This is a genomic window from uncultured Microbulbifer sp., assembly GCF_947489355.1.
Taxonomy (GTDB): domain Bacteria; phylum Pseudomonadota; class Gammaproteobacteria; order Pseudomonadales; family Cellvibrionaceae; genus Microbulbifer.
On the sequence record NZ_CANLDD010000002.1, the window covers coordinates 66,658 to 84,422 of the forward strand.

The 17,765-nt window shown below is 58.2% G+C and carries 18 protein-coding genes; 8 read left to right on the forward strand and 10 right to left on the reverse strand.

Features of this window, described 5'->3' with window-relative positions; all coding sequences use genetic code 11:
* Positions 1–42: 42 nt before the first annotated feature.
* From Q1A48_RS02265 to Q1A48_RS02280, 4 genes are all read right to left on the reverse strand, one after another.
* Positions 43–681 carry an alpha/beta fold hydrolase gene (locus tag Q1A48_RS02265; RefSeq protein WP_299940615.1) on the reverse strand — a complete coding sequence of 213 codons (639 nt, stop codon included), beginning with the start codon at positions 679–681 and terminating at the stop codon, positions 43–45.
* Complete coding sequence (locus Q1A48_RS02270; RefSeq protein ID WP_299940618.1) at positions 674–898, reverse strand: YheU family protein; 225 nt, start codon at positions 896–898, stop codon at positions 674–676. Before Q1A48_RS02270 ends, Q1A48_RS02265 begins: the two co-directional genes overlap by 8 nt.
* A gap of 88 nt (positions 899–986) precedes the next feature.
* Positions 987–1,799, reverse strand: a complete 813-nt coding sequence (locus Q1A48_RS02275; RefSeq protein ID WP_299940621.1) for a methyltransferase — start codon at positions 1,797–1,799, stop codon at positions 987–989.
* Positions 1,800–1,821: 22 nt separating this feature from the next.
* The gene (locus Q1A48_RS02280) at positions 1,822–2,121 is read right to left on the reverse strand and encodes an MTH1187 family thiamine-binding protein (RefSeq protein ID WP_299940624.1); all 300 of its coding nucleotides are present in this window, start codon (positions 2,119–2,121) and stop codon (positions 1,822–1,824) included.
* 130 nt (positions 2,122–2,251) lie between these two features.
* On the opposite strand from Q1A48_RS02280, the gene Q1A48_RS02285 reads away from it, so the two are divergent.
* The 4 genes from Q1A48_RS02285 to mnmC all read left to right on the forward strand — a co-directional run bounded on the left by Q1A48_RS02285 (position 2,252) and on the right by mnmC (position 5,891).
* A complete protein-coding gene (locus Q1A48_RS02285; protein WP_299940626.1) occupies positions 2,252–2,782 on the forward strand; it encodes an ACT domain-containing protein in 531 nt (176 codons plus the stop codon).
* A 71-nt stretch (positions 2,783–2,853) separates the two neighbouring features.
* Positions 2,854–3,327, forward strand: a complete 474-nt coding sequence (gene trmL, locus Q1A48_RS02290) for a tRNA (uridine(34)/cytosine(34)/5-carboxymethylaminomethyluridine(34)-2'-O)-methyltransferase TrmL (protein ID WP_299940628.1) — start codon at positions 2,854–2,856, stop codon at positions 3,325–3,327.
* 13 nt (positions 3,328–3,340) lie between these two features.
* A complete protein-coding gene (gene fldB, locus Q1A48_RS02295; protein ID WP_299940631.1) occupies positions 3,341–3,880 on the forward strand; it encodes a flavodoxin FldB in 540 nt (179 codons plus the stop codon).
* A gap of 13 nt (positions 3,881–3,893) precedes the next feature.
* Positions 3,894–5,891 (forward strand): bifunctional tRNA (5-methylaminomethyl-2-thiouridine)(34)-methyltransferase MnmD/FAD-dependent 5-carboxymethylaminomethyl-2-thiouridine(34) oxidoreductase MnmC, encoded by a 1,998-nt coding sequence (gene mnmC, locus Q1A48_RS02300; RefSeq protein WP_299940633.1) that lies wholly within the window; start codon positions 3,894–3,896, stop codon positions 5,889–5,891.
* Here the strand turns inward: mnmC and Q1A48_RS02305 are convergent, their stop codons facing one another.
* Positions 5,892–6,515 (reverse strand): DUF502 domain-containing protein, encoded by a 624-nt coding sequence (locus tag Q1A48_RS02305; RefSeq protein WP_299940636.1) that lies wholly within the window; start codon positions 6,513–6,515, stop codon positions 5,892–5,894. It abuts the gene before it with no gap.
* A gap of 9 nt (positions 6,516–6,524) precedes the next feature.
* On the opposite strand from Q1A48_RS02305, the gene Q1A48_RS02310 reads away from it, so the two are divergent.
* The gene (locus tag Q1A48_RS02310; RefSeq protein ID WP_299940639.1) at positions 6,525–7,349 is read left to right on the forward strand and encodes a glutaminyl-peptide cyclotransferase; all 825 of its coding nucleotides are present in this window, start codon (positions 6,525–6,527) and stop codon (positions 7,347–7,349) included.
* Here Q1A48_RS02310 and Q1A48_RS02315 read toward each other — a convergent pair.
* A complete protein-coding gene (locus tag Q1A48_RS02315; protein WP_299940642.1) occupies positions 7,330–7,761 on the reverse strand; it encodes a hypothetical protein in 432 nt (143 codons plus the stop codon). The genes Q1A48_RS02310 and Q1A48_RS02315 overlap by 20 nt on opposite strands.
* 153 nt (positions 7,762–7,914) lie before the next feature.
* Between Q1A48_RS02315 and recQ the strand changes: the two genes are divergently transcribed.
* Both recQ and Q1A48_RS02325 read left to right on the forward strand, forming a co-directional pair.
* Positions 7,915–9,717: a DNA helicase RecQ gene (gene recQ, locus Q1A48_RS02320; protein WP_299940644.1), complete on the forward strand. Its 1,803-nt coding sequence runs from the start codon at positions 7,915–7,917 to the stop codon at positions 9,715–9,717.
* 99 nt (positions 9,718–9,816) lie between these two features.
* Positions 9,817–11,328 carry a CoA-acylating methylmalonate-semialdehyde dehydrogenase gene (locus Q1A48_RS02325; RefSeq protein ID WP_299940645.1) on the forward strand — a complete coding sequence of 504 codons (1,512 nt, stop codon included), beginning with the start codon at positions 9,817–9,819 and terminating at the stop codon, positions 11,326–11,328.
* A gap of 224 nt (positions 11,329–11,552) precedes the next feature.
* Here the strand turns inward: Q1A48_RS02325 and cysM are convergent, their stop codons facing one another.
* Positions 11,553–12,446, reverse strand: coding sequence for a cysteine synthase CysM (cysM, locus tag Q1A48_RS02330; protein WP_299940647.1), 894 nt, complete (start codon positions 12,444–12,446; stop codon positions 11,553–11,555).
* 399 nt (positions 12,447–12,845) lie between these two features.
* Here cysM and Q1A48_RS02335 point away from each other — a divergent pair, with 399 nt between their 5' ends.
* Positions 12,846–15,677: a response regulator gene (locus tag Q1A48_RS02335; RefSeq protein ID WP_299940649.1), complete on the forward strand. Its 2,832-nt coding sequence runs from the start codon at positions 12,846–12,848 to the stop codon at positions 15,675–15,677.
* A 19-nt stretch (positions 15,678–15,696) separates the two neighbouring features.
* Here Q1A48_RS02335 and acpS read toward each other — a convergent pair whose 3' ends face one another.
* The 3 genes from acpS to era are packed head-to-tail and all read right to left on the reverse strand — an operon-like array spanning position 15,697 to position 17,760.
* Positions 15,697–16,083 carry a holo-ACP synthase gene (gene acpS, locus Q1A48_RS02340; protein WP_299940652.1) on the reverse strand — a complete coding sequence of 129 codons (387 nt, stop codon included), beginning with the start codon at positions 16,081–16,083 and terminating at the stop codon, positions 15,697–15,699.
* Positions 16,080–16,829 carry a DNA repair protein RecO gene (recO, locus tag Q1A48_RS02345; protein WP_299940655.1) on the reverse strand — a complete coding sequence of 250 codons (750 nt, stop codon included), beginning with the start codon at positions 16,827–16,829 and terminating at the stop codon, positions 16,080–16,082. The genes acpS and recO overlap by 4 nt, the downstream gene beginning before the upstream one ends.
* Positions 16,830–16,860: 31 nt before the next feature.
* On the reverse strand, positions 16,861–17,760 hold the full coding sequence (era, locus tag Q1A48_RS02350; RefSeq protein WP_299940657.1) for a GTPase Era: 900 nt from the start codon (positions 17,758–17,760) through the stop codon (positions 16,861–16,863).
* Between the last annotated feature and the right edge of the window lie 5 nt (positions 17,761–17,765).

Consider the following 17,765-nt stretch of genomic DNA (forward strand, 5'->3'; position numbering starts at 1 on the left):
GTCACCTGCCGGTTCAAACCCGCCAAGTGCAGGAGGGGTATCTCACGTTCCTCTGAGCCGAAGCATAAACTGCGCCACCACCTCCAGCGCCGACTGCCAATGCCGAGCCTGAGTCAATCCACTGGCGCGACGGGGCTTAAAGTCGTGATCTCCGTCTTTCAACCACGCTATCTCAATAGCCTGTGCCAATCCATAGCATGCCACTTCGGCACGGCTGCCCAGGGGGTCTCGGCCTCCTTGTACAATAAGCATTGGACAGGCAATGCCAACCAGGTGCTCTGTGCGCAACTTGCCCGGTTTGCCTCGGGGATGGAACGGATAGCCCAGGCATACCAACCCTGCGATTAAGCCCTGCTCAAAGCTCTCATCGGCGAGCAGGCTCGCGACCCTGCCCCCCATGGACTTCCCACCAATATACAGGGGCAAATCGCCCGGTTGCCGTGCTATCTGCGCGCGAAAACAGTCCCGGAGTTGGGGCATGGTATTGGGCGGACGCCTGCTCCCACCGGTACGGCGCTGGGCCATATAAGGGAACTCGAAACGAATCACTTCAATCCCCAGAGCACACAACCCCTGGGCCAGCACCTGCATAAACCGACTGTCCATGGGGGTGCCGGCACCGTGGGCAAACAGAAAGCGCGCGCCGGGCGCCTCGGGGCGATTAATCAAGTACTCAGGCATCTTCGGGCAGGTCCCGCGCCAGCACCAGGTTAACGGAGTCCTCACCCGGTTCAAACCAGATTACCACCTCGCCGGACTGTAACTGGCGACGCAGATTCAACACCTTTGCCGACAGGGCCACCTCGCGCTCACCGTATTCCGTGCCCTCACGGGTAGCATACTCCTCCAGGAGACTCTGCAGGGTGGCGGGATTTAGCTGTTCAAAAGGGATAACCATACAACAACGAATCGGACGGGACGGGGGAGGCGGGCACAACCGGTGTCGCGCCCGCAGCTAGAATCCAGCTTCAAAAAGAAATGGGCACTCAGGGTTTCGGCTTGCGGAAACGCAGGGTCATGCGGTCACTTTCACCGATGGCCAGATACTTTTCCTTATCCTCATCCCCCAGACGCAGGGACGGTGGCAGGGTCCAGACCCCCTTTGGATGCTGGGCGGTATCCTTCGGGTTGGCATTGACCTCGCTGGTCTCTTCCAACTCAAAACCCGCCTTTTTGGCCACTGCGATCACATAGTCCTGGGTGACATAACCGCTCTTGATCATATCTTCCATGCTGGTACCGGGTTTAGCGCGATGCTCCACCACACCCAGCACACCACCGGGTTTCAGGGCGGCAAAGAAGCTGGCAAATGCCTTGTCTTCGTAATTGCGGTACATCCAGTTGTGCACATTGCGGAAAGTCACCACCGCATCGACACTGCCGGCGGGCGCAATCTGGCGGCCAGTCTGTGGAGAGAATTCCGTCACTACGATGCTTTTATAGGCCTTTTCATTGGAAGCCAACTTCTCCTTGAAACGCTTCAGAGTGCGCTGGTAGTAGGCAGACTCACTGTCTTCTGGAAAATGCGCCGCGTAGAGCGTGCCCTTCTCGCTGAGATAGGGGCCAAGGATTTCCGTGTACCAGCCGCCTCCAGGGGTGATTTCAACCACCGTCATTTCCGGTTTAATCCCTATAAATTTCAGGGTTTCTGCCGGGTGGCGGTACTGATCCCGCGCGGTGGTTTCCTCGTTGCGGTGATCTCCCTTAATCACAGAATCCAGATCTGCAGCCTGGGCGCCTGAAGACAGGACCAGTGCGCCGGCCAGGGCCAGCAGGGATTTCTTGATATTGATCGTCATAATCGTTCCTGTTTTGTTTTCGTTAATTCAGCTTCGATCGCACGCTATCGATTTTATCCTGTAAAGACTGGTCGCGGTCCAAACGGGTTCCCAACTTCAGGCTGGTACTGATGCGTTCGGCGCCCATTGTATGTACCCGTTCGTGACACGCCTTTACCGCAGCCATTACCACATCCCACTCCCCCTCAATATTGGTACCATACGCGTGCAGTTTATGCGTGAGCCCAGCTTCGACCAGCACTCTTTCACACTCTGCCACATATGCGCTGACAGACAGCCCCACACCCAGGGGAATAACACACAAATCGGCAATAACTTTCATCGGCAGCCCTCGCTAAACTACCCGTTTTCGCGGGTGTGGATAATGACTTTGAGATTGAACGATAGGGTTATCCGACGAAATCCTATTACAATCCAGTCTACACGTATCGAGTAAAGCAAGGAAACCCGGCATGCAACACCATCTGGTTATCTCCATGATCTGCGACGACAGACCCGGCGTTGTGGAAACACTCTCCGCGGTCATCGCGGATAACGGTGGCAACTGGGAAGACAGCCATATGGCACACTTTTCTGGAAAATTTGCCGGCATCCTGCGCGTTGCCGTCCCCGCAGTGAAAAGCGGGCTCCTGAAAAGTGCCCTCGACATTTTGGTCCAGGAAGGATACAACCTGGTGGTCGAGGATGCTGTCGCTGTCGCCGCTCCCCTCCGGCAGACATTAACCCTCAAACTGGTAGGCAATGACCGTCCGGGCATAGTGCGCGAGATCTCCCGCGCCCTCACCACCCGCCACATCAATATGGAACAATTGGAAACCACCTACGGCAGCACCCCCTGGAGTGGCGAGCCGCTGTTTCGCGCCGAGTGCAGGATCAGTGTGGCCGAAGAGCCGGATTTCGACGGACTCCGCGATGAACTCGATCAGATTGCCAATGAACTGGGGGTGGAGATCGACTGCGAGGAGATCGCCACTGCCCCCTAATTATGGAATAATCCGCACCCGTACAAGGCCGGGTACTCCCGCCCCGAGCCAGTGAGGGCGGCCGCCAGCCAATGTTCAAGATCGTTTTGTACCAACCGGAAATAGCCCCCAACACCGGCAATATTATCCGGCTCTGCGCCAATACCGGTGCCGAACTGCACCTGATCGAGCCCCTCGGCTTCCATATGGACGACAAGCGCCTGCGCCGTGCCGGGCTGGATTACAGCGAGTACAGCCATGTGGTGCGTCACCGGGACTGGCAGGCCTTCATCGATAGCGAAAAGCCAACACGAGTACTGGCGCTCTCCACCAAGGGCAGCCGCTGTCACTCCGCCGTGGAATACCAAGGTGGCGACGCCATCGTCTTCGGCCCTGAGACCCGCGGTCTGCCCGCGGCATTCCTGCAAGCTGTCGGTGCGCAAAACACCCTGCGTATCCCCATGCGCGCGGAAAGCCGCAGCATCAATCTGTCCAACGCCGCCGCCATTATTATTTACGAGGCCTGGCGACAGCAGGACTTCAACGGCGCCCTCGCCAAGCAGTAAGAATCCAGTTGTTATGCAAAGCGCCCAAGCTCCAATAGGACTGTTTTACGGCTCCAGTACCTGCTACACCGAGATGGCTGCAGAAAAAATCCGCCAGTGTATCGGGCCCAGCTGGGTAGACCTGCACAATGTGGCCGAGGCAGATATCTCTCTTGCAGAAAATTACGATTTTCTGCTGTTTGGTATTCCCACCTGGGACTATGGCGAGCTGCAGGAAGACTGGGAGAATATCTGGGACAAACTGGCGGCCCTGGATCTGCATGGCAAGGCCGTAGCCCTGTTCGGCCTCGGCGACCAGGAAGGCTACCCCCAGTGGTTCCAGGATGCGCTTGGTTACCTGCATGCCCAGTTGGTGGCCTGCGGCGCCCGCGCCTTGGGCTGCTGGCCCGCAGAAGGCTATACGTTCGAGCAATCCAAGGGGCTGACACCGGATGGCAGCCGGTTCGTGGGCCTCGCCCTTGACGAGGAGAACGAGTTTGACCTCAGCGAAGCGCGTATACAGTGTTGGTGTGCCCAGATAATGCGCGAGTTTGGCTTGCGGCAAGAGGCTTGACAGGAGTCCTGTTGTGCGCGAACCCGGCCTTACATACGCGGAACTCGAGTGGCGTGACAACGGCCAGCCCCTGTCCCGTGCCTATGGCGATGTCTATTTCTCCACCGCCTCAGGACTGGAGGAGAGTCGCTACGTATTCCTGCAGCACAATGCCCTGGCAGAGCGCTGGGCGGGTCTCGGCGATGGCGAGCGTTTCACCATCGGCGAGACCGGCTTTGGCACCGGCTTAAATTTTCTCGCCGCCTGGGCACTCTGGCAAAAAACCGCACCAAAAAGCGCACGCCTGCATTTTTTCTCCGTTGAGAAATGCCCCCTGCGCCCACAGGATCTGCACCGCGCCCTGGCCCTGTGGCCCCAGTTGCAGCCTTTTTCCCGGCTTCTGCTCGACAACTATCCCTCACTCCCTGCCCAGGGCGTGCACCGGCTGCAATTCGGCCAGGTAACCCTGACCCTGATGATCGGCGAAGCCAGCGAAGCCCTGCAGAGCCTGCGCCTACAACAGGAGCAGCGCGACCGGCAGGCAGATGCCTGGTTTCTGGACGGATTTGCCCCAGCGAAAAACCCGGATATGTGGACTCCGCCGCTGTTTGCAAGCATCGCTGGCCTGAGCAGGCCCGGCGCCACCTTCGCCACCTTCACCTGCGCCGGGCCGGTCAGGCACGGCCTGCGCGATGCGGGTTTTACCTGGCGCAAAGTGCCCGGCTTCGCGCGCAAGCGGGAGATGCTGTGCGGCGCACTGCACAGCGTTTTGACAAGCCAGACTGCCGCTACCCGCTGGTATTTGCCCCCAGAGCCGCCGAAACGGCCGCAGAGCGCGGCTGTCATCGGCGCTGGAATCTCAGGTGCCACCGTCGCCAGGGCACTGGCGGAACGCGGAGTGCGGGTTCGGATTTTTGAGCGGGGGGCAACCCCTGGAAGCGGTGGCTCCGGCAACGACCAGGGCATCCTCTATGCAAAGCTGTCCCCCAAACCCGGCCCCAACGGCGACTTCAACCTGCACGCCCTGCTGTTTGCCCAACGCTACTATCGCCAGCACTGCGCGCAAGTAGCGCACTTCAATGGCCTGTTGCAACTGGCTCAAACGGACCGGGAGCGATGCCTGCAGCAGCAAGTGGCCGAGGCCCTGGCGGAACACAACAGCCAGACCCTGGCCCGCACCGTAACATCCACTGAAGCGAGTGCGCTGGCAGGGGTGGACCTGGCTTTCTGCGGGCTTTATTTCCCTCAGGCGGGCTGGCTGGAACCACAAAAAGTATGCGCAGCCCTACTTGAACACAACAATATCGAGCTGTGTTGTGACACCGCTATAGAACAACTCGAACAGTGCAATGCCGGCTGGTGGCTGCACACTGGGGAAAAGACATTCGAAGCCAACGCGGTGATCCTCTGCGGCGCCAGGGATATTTGCAGTTTCCCACAGACCGCCCCTCTGCCCCTGAACCCCATACGCGGCCAGGTATCGGTGGCCAAAACCACGGCGGCCTCGCGCCAGTTGAAGGTAGCGCTCTGCGGCGAGGGCTATATCACCCCGGAACATCGGGGCAGCCAAAGCTTCGGCGCCACCTTCAGACTCAAGGAAACCGCCCTAAAAATACGCGATAGCGAGCACCGGGCAAACCTGGAGACTCTGGCTGCCCTGCTGCCGCAGCTGTCGAGGGATTTCTCCTCTCAGGCACTCAGTGGCCGCGCAGCCCTGCGTGCCGCAACACCGGATTACCTGCCTGTGGCCGGCCCGGTGCCCAATTGGACATCCCTCGACACCACCTATGCGGGCCTGCGCAAAAATCGCAAACAGCTGATCCAGCAAACCGCGCAATACCAGCGGGGCCTGTATGTGATGGGCGGGCTGGGCTCCCGCGGCTTTACCTACGCGCCACTCGCCGCGGAAGTGCTCACTGCCTGGATACTGGGTGAGACTCTGCCAGTCACCGCCGGGCTGGCCAGGGCACTGCACCCGGCGCGCTTTGCAATTCGCGACCTGGGTAAAAACCGCACTGCCGGCAAAGTGTGATCAGGAATTAGCCGAAGGGGGTGGAGCCAGCAGGCTGGCACTGCCGGCTCCGCAGGCCACAATCGTTTTCATCGCCCCTTCCACAGTCACACCCGGCAGTATTTCCACACATTCAGCAGGCACGTGGAAGACAAAGCCCGAGGTGGGAACAGGCGCTGTGGGTACATAGACGGTCATCTCTCCACCGGCGTGCTGGGATGTCACTATGGCGGTGACCGACAGGGGGTTGTGGACCCCGTGAATACGCACCCGTGCAACCGGCCCGGACAACACACCTTCGCCGCCACCACCGATAAACTGCGTCACCAACTCCCTGATGGTGCTATAGCCCGGTGCCAGACGCCCCAGCCAGTGGTCCACATGCCGGTGCAGCCAGTGGCCAATACTGGTTTTCACCAGCAGGCCGATCAGGAAACAACCACCCAAAATTAGCGCTATTACCACAAGCCGCGCGAGGGTATCCTTAAATTCGGTGTGGGCCTCCAGCCAGACAACGGCCGGTGCCACAATTTCACTGATTTGACCAAACAGCCACTGAAACAGCAGCACAAAGATGGCAATGGGCAGCACGACCGCCAGACCGCCCAGCAGGGTCAAGGAGACAAAGGTTTTTACTCTGGTCATAGGTTATTGATGTACCGATTTCTCAATCTCAGTTGGAAACTGCCCCTAGCGCCGGCCCTGTTGCTGTTTGTAGCCACAGCGCAGGCACAACTTCCGGTCATCCCCTATACCATCTTGGAACAACGCCAGCGCAGCGGAGACCATTTCACCCAGGGGCTCTACTTCGACGGCCAGCGCTGGTGGGAGAGCAGCGGACTCTATCGCCGTTCCTGGCTGGCAGAGTATACCGATCCCGGCGCCAACCCGGTAAGGCGCAAATGGCTGGCGGGGGAGCTTTTCGCCGAGGGCCTCACGGTGCTCGGGAGCAAGCTCTATCTGTTGACCTACAGGGCCGGCGAGGTGCATATCTATCGGGCCCGGGATCTTCAGCCCTTGGAGGTCAAACGCTACAGCGGTGAAGGCTGGGGCCTTACCCACGACGGTGCGCACCTGATTATGAGCAATGGCAGCGGTGCGCTGACCTTCCGCGATCCGAACACCTTCACGGTATTGCGCCACCTGAAGGTAAAGGGCGCGGGTGAGGAGTGGTCCAACCTCAACGAACTGGAATTTGCCGAGGGCCTGATCTGGGCCAATATCTGGCAGGACAGCCGGATAATTGCCATCGACCCCAACAGCGGCGAGGTACGCGGCGCTGTGGATTTGCACAGCCTGGCACCGGAGGCACGCGATCACCCGGATGCGGTGGCCAACGGTATCGCCTGGGACAAAGCTCGCAACGGGCTCTGGGTAACCGGAAAATACTGGCGGCAACTGTTTCTGATTCGCCCCCAGGGGCTTGGTTTCGACAAGACGACAAACCCCGAACCGGCTATCAGCGCCTCTGGCCAATAACCGTCAGCACGCCGCCATCACAGAGATAGTGCATTGTGGAGAGCTGTAGCTGCAGGCGAAAACCGTGACCGCGGTCTTGCAGGCTGACCCCCTCCCGCCCGTCCTCACCATCGTATAGCGTGGTGGACTGGCCCAAGTCATTTTGCCACTGAACCGCCTCCACTCTGCGCATCCCCGGAAGCTCAAGCGTGACAAGGGTAAATTGCTCGGGCAGCGGCTGCAGTTCAATCTGGGCCACACCCGAGGCGGTGACCAGGGACAGTGCCAGTTGGTTTTCCGGCGCGGTGCGCCAGCCCAGATGGGTATCCGCCACAAGGGATTGCGCAAAATGGCGCGGGGCACCGGACGCACAGCCCAGTGGCCCGGCCAGAGCAGCTAACCACAACATCAATACCAAAAGCAAAGTGCGCATAGCCCTATCCTTAGCCAATTGCCGTGATGGTCTGCGATTATAACCCGTGACCCCTGTCACAAAACAAAACCTGTCCATTGCATCCTCTTTCAAGGGAAAATCGGCCGATAAACCCACCGCACAAAAACGCGGTGCAGGGTATACTCCGCCGCCATGCAATCCCCACAGCAGATTCTTGAGCACATCTTCGGCTACCCCCACTTCCGCGACCCCCAGGCCGCGGTGATCGACACCCTGATGGCTGGCAACGACGCTCTGGTACTTATGCCCACCGGTGGGGGCAAGTCCCTGTGCTACCAGATACCCGCGCTGGCCAGATCCGGTTGCGGCGTGGTGGTCTCTCCCCTGATCGCCTTGATGCAGGACCAGGTAGAAGCGCTGCAGGAAGCCAGTATCCGCGCCGCCTTCCTGAACTCTTCCGTACCGTATGACGAAACCCTGGCAATTGAGGACCAACTGCTTCACGGCACACTGGATCTGCTGTACCTGGCACCGGAACGGCTGCTACAGCCCCACACACTTTCACTCCTGCAACGAGTCGAACTGTCGTTGTTCGCCATCGATGAGGCCCACTGCGTGTCCCAGTGGGGGCATGACTTTCGCGCCAACTACCTGCAGCTGAACTGCCTCCACGAACAGTTTCCCTGCGTACCGCGTATTGCATTGACCGCTACCGCGGACCAGCGCACCCGCGCGGAAATCGCCCGGAGACTCAACCTGGAGACCGCCCGGCACTTTGTCAGCAGCTTTGACCGTCCCAATATCCGCTACCGCATCGAACCCAAGGACAACCCGCGCCGCCAACTACTGCAGTTTCTGTGCGGCACTCAGAAAGGAAGTGCAGGCATTATTTATTGCCTGTCCCGCGCCAAAGTGGAAAATACCGCCGAATGGCTGAGCCAACAGGGGTATACCGCCCTGCCCTACCACGCCGGTCTGCCCGCCGCTACCCGCGCCGAACACCAGCGCCGCTTCCTGCGCGAGGAGGGTGTCATTATTGTGGCCACCATCGCCTTCGGCATGGGTATCGACAAACCCGATGTGCGCTTTGTAGTGCACCTGGATCTACCCAAAAGTATCGAAGCCTACTATCAGGAGACCGGTCGCGCCGGTCGCGATAGCGAGCCCTCGGTGACACTGCTGCTCTACGGCCTGGAAGATGTGGTGAAGCTGGCACAGATGGTTGAAGCCTCCGAGGGCAGTGAGGAGCACAAGCGCCACGAACGCGGGCGCTTAAATGCCATGCTGGGCCTGTGTGAAATCACCAGCTGTCGCCGCCAGGCCCTGTTGCACTACTTCGCCGAAACCCTGGACCACCCCTGTGGCAACTGCGATACCTGCCTGGAGCCCCCTGCAACCTGGGATGCCAGCGAGGCCGCCATCAAACTGCTGTCGTGCGTCTACCGTACCGGCCAGCGCTTCGGTGCCAGCCATGTCATCGATGTGCTGCGGGGCTCCAGGAACGAGAAAGTACGCAAATTCGGGCACGACCAACTCTCCACCCACGGCATTGGCAAAGACCTCGCCACCAGCGAGTGGCGGGCTGTGATGCGACAATTAATCGTGCGCGGCTACCTGGAGGTGACAGGCGAGTTTCAGGGGCTCAGGCTCACAGAGCTGTGCCGCCCGCTGTTGCGCAGGGAGACATCCCTGCAGTTGCGCAAGCTGCCGGCCAAAGGCCCCCGATTCGTCTCCCGCGACGCTTCAGCCTCCGAAGACCTGGCCTGTGAGGACCAACCGCTCTGGCAGGCCCTGCGCAGCTGCCGCAAGGCGTTGGCGGAAGAGCGCGGTGTACCGCCCTATGTGGTCTTTCACGATGCCACCCTGCGCGGCATGGTAAAAGCGCACCCGCAAACCCGCAGTGAGTTACTGGCGGTTTCCGGGGTCGGCGCCAGCAGGCTGGCGCGTTTTGGCGACACCTTCCTCGCCGTACTTAGAGACTTCCCCAAGCGTTAGGCGCAGGATAGCCCGGAACGCTTTTCCCCTTCGGGCACACCTGTGTTAAAAAGGTGAAAATAGCTAAAAATAACCCGTCCATTCCAACGAGAAAAAACCATGAAAGTCATTGGCCATCTGATAAACGGCGCCCTGGATACCGGCGGCGAGAGCACCGCAGGTTCACGCCTGCAGGATGTCACCAACCCCTCAACCAACACGGTCACCGGAAAAGTCGCGCTGGCCAGCAAAGCCACCGTCGAAGAGGCCATCGCCGCGGCCCAGGCCGCCTACCCCGCCTGGCGCAACCTGCCCACCGCCAAACGCGTGCGCATCATGTACCGCTTGAAAACCCTGCTGGAACAGCACGCCGATACCATCTGTGAGCACATCACCCGGGAACACGGCAAGGTCTTCAACGACGCCATGGGTGAACTGCAGCGCGGTATCGAAAATATCGAGTATGTTTGCTCTGCTCCAGAAAAGCTCAAAGGGGAACACAGCAAGAATGTGGGTCCCGCCGTTGATACCTGGAGCGAATTCCAGCCCCTGGGTGTCTGCGCCGGGATTACTCCGTTTAACTTTCCCGCCATGGTGCCCTTGTGGATGTGGCCAATGGCCATCGCCTGCGGCAATACTTTCGTGCTCAAGCCTTCAGAAAGCACCCCTTCCTCCGCATTATTTATCGCCGAACTCGGTATCGAAGCCGGCATCCCGGCGGGCGTACTCAACGTGGTGAATGGCGACAAGGAAGCGGTGGATACCCTGCTGACCGATAAACGCGTTCAAGCCATTAGCTTTGTCGGATCCACCCCGATTGCGGAATATGTCTACACCACCGCCACGGCCCACGGCAAGCGAGTACAGGCTTTTGGCGGGGCCAAGAACCATGCCATTGTCATGCCGGATTCGGACCTGGATAACACCGCGACCGCACTGATGGGGGCCGCCTTTGGCTCCTGTGGCGAACGCTGCATGGCTATTTCCGTGGCGGTTGCCGTCGGTGATGAGTGCGCGGATGCCCTAGTCGCAAAACTCACAAAACAGATCGCCACACTCAAAGTGGGCGACGGTATGGATGACCAGAGTGATATGGGCCCCCTGGTAACTCCGGCCCATCTGAAAAGAGTCGAGGGCTTTATCGCCACTGGTATTGAAGAAGGTGCGGAACTGGCCGTGGATGGTCGCGGCCTGAAAATACCCGGGTTCGAGCGTGGCAATTACCTCGGGGCCTGTCTGTTTGATCGCGTCACGCCGGAAATGACCATACACAGCCGGGAAATATTCGGCCCTGTACTCTGTGTCATGCGCACAGGCACCCTGCAAGAAGCAATGGATATTATCGATACCCACGAATACGGTAACGGCACCTGCCTGTTCACTCGCGATGGCGAAGCGGCCCGTTACTTTAGTGATAATATCAAAGTGGGTATGGTTGGCATCAACGTTCCCCTTCCCGTCCCTGTTGCCCACCACAGCTTCGGTGGCTGGAAGCGCTCCCTCTTTGGCGACCTGCACGCTTACGGACCGGATTCGGTACGCTTTTACACCAAGCGCAAAACCATTACCCAGCGCTGGCCATCCAGTAGCCTTAGAGAAGGGGCACAGTTTAACTTTCCAAATAGTGGGTGAAAAAATAAAATAGACCGCCCCCGAAAAAAATCTGGTGGTAAAAAGTCCGTGTAAAAAGTGGACCTTTTACCACTTCTCATATAATTTATTTAGTCTAGCAGGCTACTAAAAATCCGCATTTCCCTAAAGTTTCTCATTCCTGGGAATTTATCCGTTTTGAGGCGTTTTTTATTCAAAAATTTTCACCTCACTAATTAGCATCGCTGATTGATTACCGGGTTTAATCAGGCCTGAGTAAACACGCCCGAGGACAGATAACGATCTCCCCGATCACAAGCGATAGCGACAATGGTGGCCTTTTCCACCTGGGCGGAGATTTGCAAAGCACCGGCCACGGCTCCGCCGGAGGATACTCCACAAAAAATTCCCTCGGTTCTGGCCAGCCTTCGGGTCATCTCCTCCGCCTCAAGCTGGTCCATATCAATCACCAGATCCACTGCCTCAGGGACGAAAATGCTTGGCAGATATGCCTGGGGCCAGCGACGAATGCCGGGGATACTGGAACCATCGGTAGGTTGGAGGCCGATAATCTGGATATTGGGGTTTTTCCGCTTCAAATAACGGCCGCAACCCATTATGGTCCCTGTGGTGCCCATTGAGGAGACAAAGTGCGTGATCTGCCCCTGAGTCTGTTGCCAGATCTCGGGGCCCGTGCCCTCAAAATGGGCAAGTGGATTGTCATCGTTGGCAAATTGATTGAGTACCAGCCCCCTGCCCTCAGCCTGCATCTCAAGGGCCAGGTCGCGGGCACCTTCCATACCCGCTTGCGCACTGACCAGGATCAGCTCGGCGCCATAGGCTGCCATGGCCGCCTTGCGCTCGGCCGTAGCGCTGTCGGGCATAATCAGGATCATGCGGTAACCTTTGACCGCGGCCGCCATCGCCAGGGCAATGCCGGTATTGCCACTGGTCGCCTCGATCAGTGTATCGCCCGGAGTAATACGCCCCCTGGCCTCGGCGTGGTTAATCATGGATAACGCCGGGCGGTCTTTTACAGAGCCGGCGGGATTATTCCCTTCCAACTTGAGCAGAATCGTATTGCTGGTTTCACCAGGCAATCGCTGCAACTGAATCAGGGGGGTATTGCCTACACAGTCGGCAATTGTGGGGTAATCCATGGTGCAGTCAGTTCCAGAATACTATTGCGGCCAGACAGTGTACCCGAAGATCTTTCCAGCGTTAAATATCGACTCTGTAGGGGGACTATATAGTCGGGTTATTAAGCCTGCTTCTGCAGTTAGAAAATACCCGCAATACAGTGACCGATAAATTTAAACCAATCCGTACCCGACTACGCCCTGGGTCGTTTGGGAACTGGTTACAAAATTTAAAAAACAAACCTTCTACTAAACCCCCTAATACCATCGGTAAACAGGAAAGACCCTCGGTAATATGCTGGGCGCATAGCTAAACTATAAAGGACATAATAATTTCTCTCCCTATCGATCCGGGAGTGCATAGCGTCATGCATGCCGGTAAAATCTGAAAAAACAATCGCACAAGGCCCCCCTTCTACCATGGCCCAAAACAATGCCAAGTCATCCACGCCAGACTCCTCAACACTGCGTTCCCTGCGCGCAACCCTATTTAGGTTTACCGTCGCCCCGGCACTGGCACTGGCCATCACACTGGCCCTGGTCTTTACATTGCAGCAGATGCACGACCGCCGCCAGTTATTACTCAGCCACGGACACGCCAGTGCGGAGCAGCTTGCCGAACTGATCGCGATGAGCGGCGGCCAACCCATCGAACTGCGTATGGAATGGCTGCGCAAGAGCCTTTTAGCCCTGATGCTGGAAAAAGATATGGTGCGCTCGGTACATATCTATTCTACCGAGGCGAGCGAGAAGCAGCCTCTGAATCCGAATACCGGCCTGGGACTACTCGCCAGTGTCGGACCGCGGCCAGCCACACCCATTACCCGCGAACACCTGCAAAAGCGCGAGCCATTTATCTTCGAAGATGAAGAGAGCCTGCAGATTTTGCAGCCCTTGAAAGGCGACATCCTCACCTGTTGGATCAGCATTGAGCTGCACCGCCCTTACTTCCTGGTGGGCACTTATCAGGTATTGCTGATCGGCCTCGTGGGGCTGATCATCTGCACCCTGGCAGCCGTGGCCTGGTCTGTCATCCTATCCGAGCGATTCGCGCTCAGCCTGTCGCGTATGGGACAGGTATTGCAGGCGGTTGGGCGCGGGGAGTTTGATCGTCGCGCCCGCGAAACTGGCAACCGCGAGGTGGCACAGATGGCCAATCAGATCAATGAAATGGCCAAGAACCTCGCCAATTACCAGCGCGATTACAAGGCAAACTTGCTGCAATCTATGGACGACCTGCGGCAGTCCCTCGACAGTATGGAAGAACAAAATATCGAACTCGACCTCGCCCGTAAAAGGGCCCAGGAGGCCAGCCGCATCAAGTCTACTTTTCTGGCCAATACCAGCCATGAAATCCGCACACCGCTCAACGGCATCATCGGCTTTACCAACCTGTTGCTCAAAACCGAGGTCGACGAGCTGCAGCAGGATTACCTGCAGACCATTTTGCGTTCATCGGAAAACCTGCTTACCACCATCAACGATATTCTGGATTTTTCCCGCATTGAGTCTGGCAATTTGGTGCTCGACCATATCCCCATGGATCTGGGACAATTGCTCGAGGAAACCCTGCAAATCCTGGCGCCCTACGCCTATGAACACCATCTGGAACTGGTACCCCTGATTGACTCCCAATTGCCCGCCACCCAGGTAGGCGATCCGCTGCGCACCAAGCAAATCCTCACCAACCTGCTGGGCAATGCGATTCGCAGTTCGGAAAACGGCAATATACCAGTACAGCTGAGCGTAGTGAGCAGCAAGGATTCGGAGCTGATCTTGCGTATCAGCGTCACCGACCTGGGCAACCGCATCGATGAAGCGGGCCGCAGTGAACTGCAGCAGATACTCAATACCAAAACGCCACAGCACAGCCAGCAAATCAGTGCCAATGGCCTCGGTATGTCCATCGCCCGCAGTCTGGTTGAGCGTATGCGCGGCAGCACCGGTATAGAAGAATCCGACAGCGGTGGCAGTCACTGCTGGGTAGAGCTATCTCTGCAACCGGAGCGCAATCGCGGCGTACCGCCGCGGTTTCAGTGCCCCGGCTGCCGCATATTGATTGCCGACCCCAACCACTTGACCCGCACCCAAGTGGCGCAGTTGCTTAGCCACTGGCAGGCGGAGCCCGTAGAACTCAGCGATACAGAGACTCTGCAACCGGTGATCGAACAAATGTGGCGGCACGACGCGCTGCCCGATGCCGTGATTATCGATACCGCCATCGCCAAAGGCGACTTCGACAGTTTCAGCGTGCAGGTGCAGTCCCTCGTGGATGCCTACCAATGCCAGGTTATCGTATTGGGTGCCCCGGCGGAGCTGCGCCGTTGCTATGAGCAGTTGCGTACCCGTACCCTAACTTTTCTCGGCAAACCGGTCACCCGCGAGAACCTGCTGCGCGCCTTAAAGAGGGCCGCGCCACGAAGGAATCAGCCGCGCCCCAGTAGCGGGGCCATACCCGCTCTGCCCTGGCCGGCAACACCCCGAATTCTGGCGGTAGATGATCACGCAGCCAACCGGCGCCTGGTCGGTGAGTTACTGCGCACCCAGGATATCGAGGTGGTCATTGCCGCCAGCGGCGAAGATGCCTTGCAACACTGGCAGCAGAGCACCTTTGATCTCATCTTTATGGATATACAGATGCCTGGCATGGACGGTATTGAGGCCACCCGCCGCATTCGTGAGCAAGAAGCCGGTCGGCGCACACCGATTATTGCACTCACCGCACATGCGGGCGCCGAGGAGAAAGCGCGACTACTCTCCGCCGGCCTGGATGATTACTTGAGCAAGCCTGTCAGTGAGGCCCAACTCACCCACATGATCAAGCGCTGGATCAAGATCATCACGCCACAGGTGGTAGAGAAACTCAGCCTGGAGCAGATGCGCCTGGTGGATATTGGCGAGAGCCTGACCCTTGCCAACGGCGATATGAAACTGGCTAGGGACATGCTGCAAATGCTTCTGGACGGGCTTGTGTGCGACGAACGGGAGTTACAGCGGCTGTTGAGTACCGGCGACCTCAAAGGCATGTTCGAGCTAACCCACCGTATGCACGGCGGCTGCTGTTATTGCGGCGTGGCCCGATTGCGCGAAGCCACCTGCGTACTTCAGGAGGAACTGCGTACCCTGCAAGAGAGGGAACCGACGGAATTTGACCGGCGCAAACTGGACGCAGTATTTCGCGAGATGCGCGCACTGCGCGAATGGGCCTCCGAGCAGAATCTGGATGCGCTGTTCGGGCTGGAAGTTGCCTGAGCCAGACTGCAACGGTGAGCTAGCGAGCTTCAAAAATAACGAATGCCAGGGCGAAGTCTTTTTCATCCGACAGGGAGAGGTGAATGACCTCAGCGCCCAGAGCACAGGCCCGCTCCTGTGCCGCACCACTTAACAGAACCTGTGCTGCAGCACTCTTGCGACGCCGCACCTCGATATTCTGCCAGGAAATGCCGTCGCCGATGCCGGTGCCCAGGGCCTTGGCTACCGCCTCTTTGGCGGCAAAACGTTTGCACAGGTAAGCTGTGCGGCTGGCCTCGCCCAGATCGGCGAAGTCACAGCGCTCTCGGTCACTCAATATTCGACGCACAAACCGATTGCCGTGGCGCCGCAAAGCCATCGCTATGCGATGATAGCTGCAAATATCTGTACCGATACTGACGATCATTTTCCGTATACTTGCCTGAACAATGTACGACTTCGCAATGGCTTGTCCCCGAGCATGGCCCGGAGCAAAATCTGAGTCAAACGCTTTGCCGGAGGCAGTAGTCCGACGGGCCATTGCCCACTCTCCAGCGCCTGCACGATACCCAGCAGTTCCGCGCCGCTGAACTCACCATCGCGCAGAGCATTACCTCCCCGGCGGTGCACAGGCACAAATCCCTGCTCAAGCTCCAGTCGATAGCAAGCGCCCTCGCTGACAGTGCCCCGGCTGCCGGCACAATAATCCAACGGTGGGCAGCTGCCCAGTTCTGCCAGCAGTTGCAATTCAAAGCGGCGCAGGGGCCCTTCCAACGGGTTGCTATCATCGCCTTTTAACTGTGCGAGGGCTTCCAGCAACATCTGATACATGGCGAACAGCGTATAGTGCGCTTCCCCCTCCGGTAACAAGCGCACCAGCAACTCATTCGCATAGAGCCCCGCATAGACGGCCCGGCCTTTCAGCCAGAGTCGCGCGGCGGCATTCTCCACAGAACCCAAGGTTTTTAACGTCCTATTTCCCAGCAAAGAGACCAGAAGCGGGGAGAAAGGTTGCAATGCCTGCTGGCGCCGCTGCTTGTCGCGGCGGGCACCGCGGGCAACACAGCCAATACGCCCAAAATCCGAAGTCAGCAGCTCCAGAATCAAGCTGGAGTCGCGATAGGGCCGTGCATGCAGGATATAGGCTGGCTGTACTGGTGGTGACTTTTTCATGATGTCAACGGGCATGCACCGAAGCAGAGTTCTACTCGTCCCGGTAACCGAGACTGCGCAAAGCGCGCTCATTATCGGACCAGCCGGACTTGACCTTGACCCATAGATTCAGCATTACCTTACTGTCGAAAAGCCGCTCCATATCCTCACGGGCCTGGCTGCCAATCTGTTTGATGCGCTCGCCTTTGTTGCCGATAAGAATGCGCTTCTGCCCGGCCCTTTCCACCAGAATCGCCGCGCGGATATGCAGGATCTTGCCTTCCTGGGCAAATTCCTCCACCTCGACCGTGACCTGATAAGGCACCTCTGCACCCAACTGGCGCATGATTTTTTCCCGTACGATTTCCGCAGCGAGGAAACGCGAGCTGCGGTCGGTAACCTGATCGTCCGGGAAACAGTGCTGCCCCTCGGGCAAATGTTTGAGAATCACCTGTTCCAGTACATCCAGATTCTGGTTGCGCAGGGCGGAAACAGGCACAATCTCTGCCTTGGGATACTGTTGGGCCAGGGCCTGCAACTGCGGCAACAGCTTGGCCCTGTCCTCCAGCTGGTCCACCTTATTGACCACGATAACCAGCGGGCACTTGATACCACGCAGTTGGTCAGCGACCAACTGATCCCCCTCGCTCCAGCGGGTGCGCTCCACCACAAATACCACCAGGTCCACACCCCGTGTCGCACTGGTAGCAGCCCGGTTCATATAGCGGTTGATGGCTTTTTCTTGATCCGGGTGCAAACCGGGCGTGTCGACAAAAATAATCTGATCGGGCCCCTCTGTTTTGATCCCGAGCATATTGTGGCGGGTGGTCTGGGGCTTGCGCGAGGTAATCGCCAGCTTCTGCCCCAGCAAGTGGTTCAGTAGTGTGGATTTTCCCACATTGGGACGGCCGACAATCGCAACATAGCCACAGCGAGAGGGTTGTTCGCTCAAAAAAA

Coding starts and splice junctions, on each gene's coding strand:
- Q1A48_RS02265 (WP_299940615.1), bottom strand. CDS start 681: ATGCCTGAGTACTTGATTAATCGCCCCGAGGCGCCCGGCGCGCGCTTT.
- Q1A48_RS02270 (WP_299940618.1), bottom strand. CDS start 898: ATGGTTATCCCTTTTGAACAGCTAAATCCCGCCACCCTGCAGAGTCTC.
- Q1A48_RS02275 (WP_299940621.1), bottom strand. CDS start 1,799: ATGACGATCAATATCAAGAAATCCCTGCTGGCCCTGGCCGGCGCACTG.
- Q1A48_RS02280 (WP_299940624.1), bottom strand. CDS start 2,121: ATGAAAGTTATTGCCGATTTGTGTGTTATTCCCCTGGGTGTGGGGCTG.
- Q1A48_RS02285 (WP_299940626.1), top strand. CDS start 2,252: ATGCAACACCATCTGGTTATCTCCATGATCTGCGACGACAGACCCGGC.
- trmL (WP_299940628.1), top strand. CDS start 2,854: ATGTTCAAGATCGTTTTGTACCAACCGGAAATAGCCCCCAACACCGGC.
- fldB (WP_299940631.1), top strand. CDS start 3,341: ATGCAAAGCGCCCAAGCTCCAATAGGACTGTTTTACGGCTCCAGTACC.
- Q1A48_RS02305 (WP_299940636.1), bottom strand. CDS start 6,515: ATGACCAGAGTAAAAACCTTTGTCTCCTTGACCCTGCTGGGCGGTCTG.
- Q1A48_RS02310 (WP_299940639.1), top strand. CDS start 6,525: ATGTACCGATTTCTCAATCTCAGTTGGAAACTGCCCCTAGCGCCGGCC.
- Q1A48_RS02315 (WP_299940642.1), bottom strand. CDS start 7,761: ATGCGCACTTTGCTTTTGGTATTGATGTTGTGGTTAGCTGCTCTGGCC.
- recQ (WP_299940644.1), top strand. CDS start 7,915: ATGCAATCCCCACAGCAGATTCTTGAGCACATCTTCGGCTACCCCCAC.
- Q1A48_RS02325 (WP_299940645.1), top strand. CDS start 9,817: ATGAAAGTCATTGGCCATCTGATAAACGGCGCCCTGGATACCGGCGGC.
- cysM (WP_299940647.1), bottom strand. CDS start 12,446: ATGGATTACCCCACAATTGCCGACTGTGTAGGCAATACCCCCCTGATT.
- Q1A48_RS02335 (WP_299940649.1), top strand. CDS start 12,846: ATGGCCCAAAACAATGCCAAGTCATCCACGCCAGACTCCTCAACACTG.
- acpS (WP_299940652.1), bottom strand. CDS start 16,083: ATGATCGTCAGTATCGGTACAGATATTTGCAGCTATCATCGCATAGCG.
- recO (WP_299940655.1), bottom strand. CDS start 16,829: ATGAAAAAGTCACCACCAGTACAGCCAGCCTATATCCTGCATGCACGG.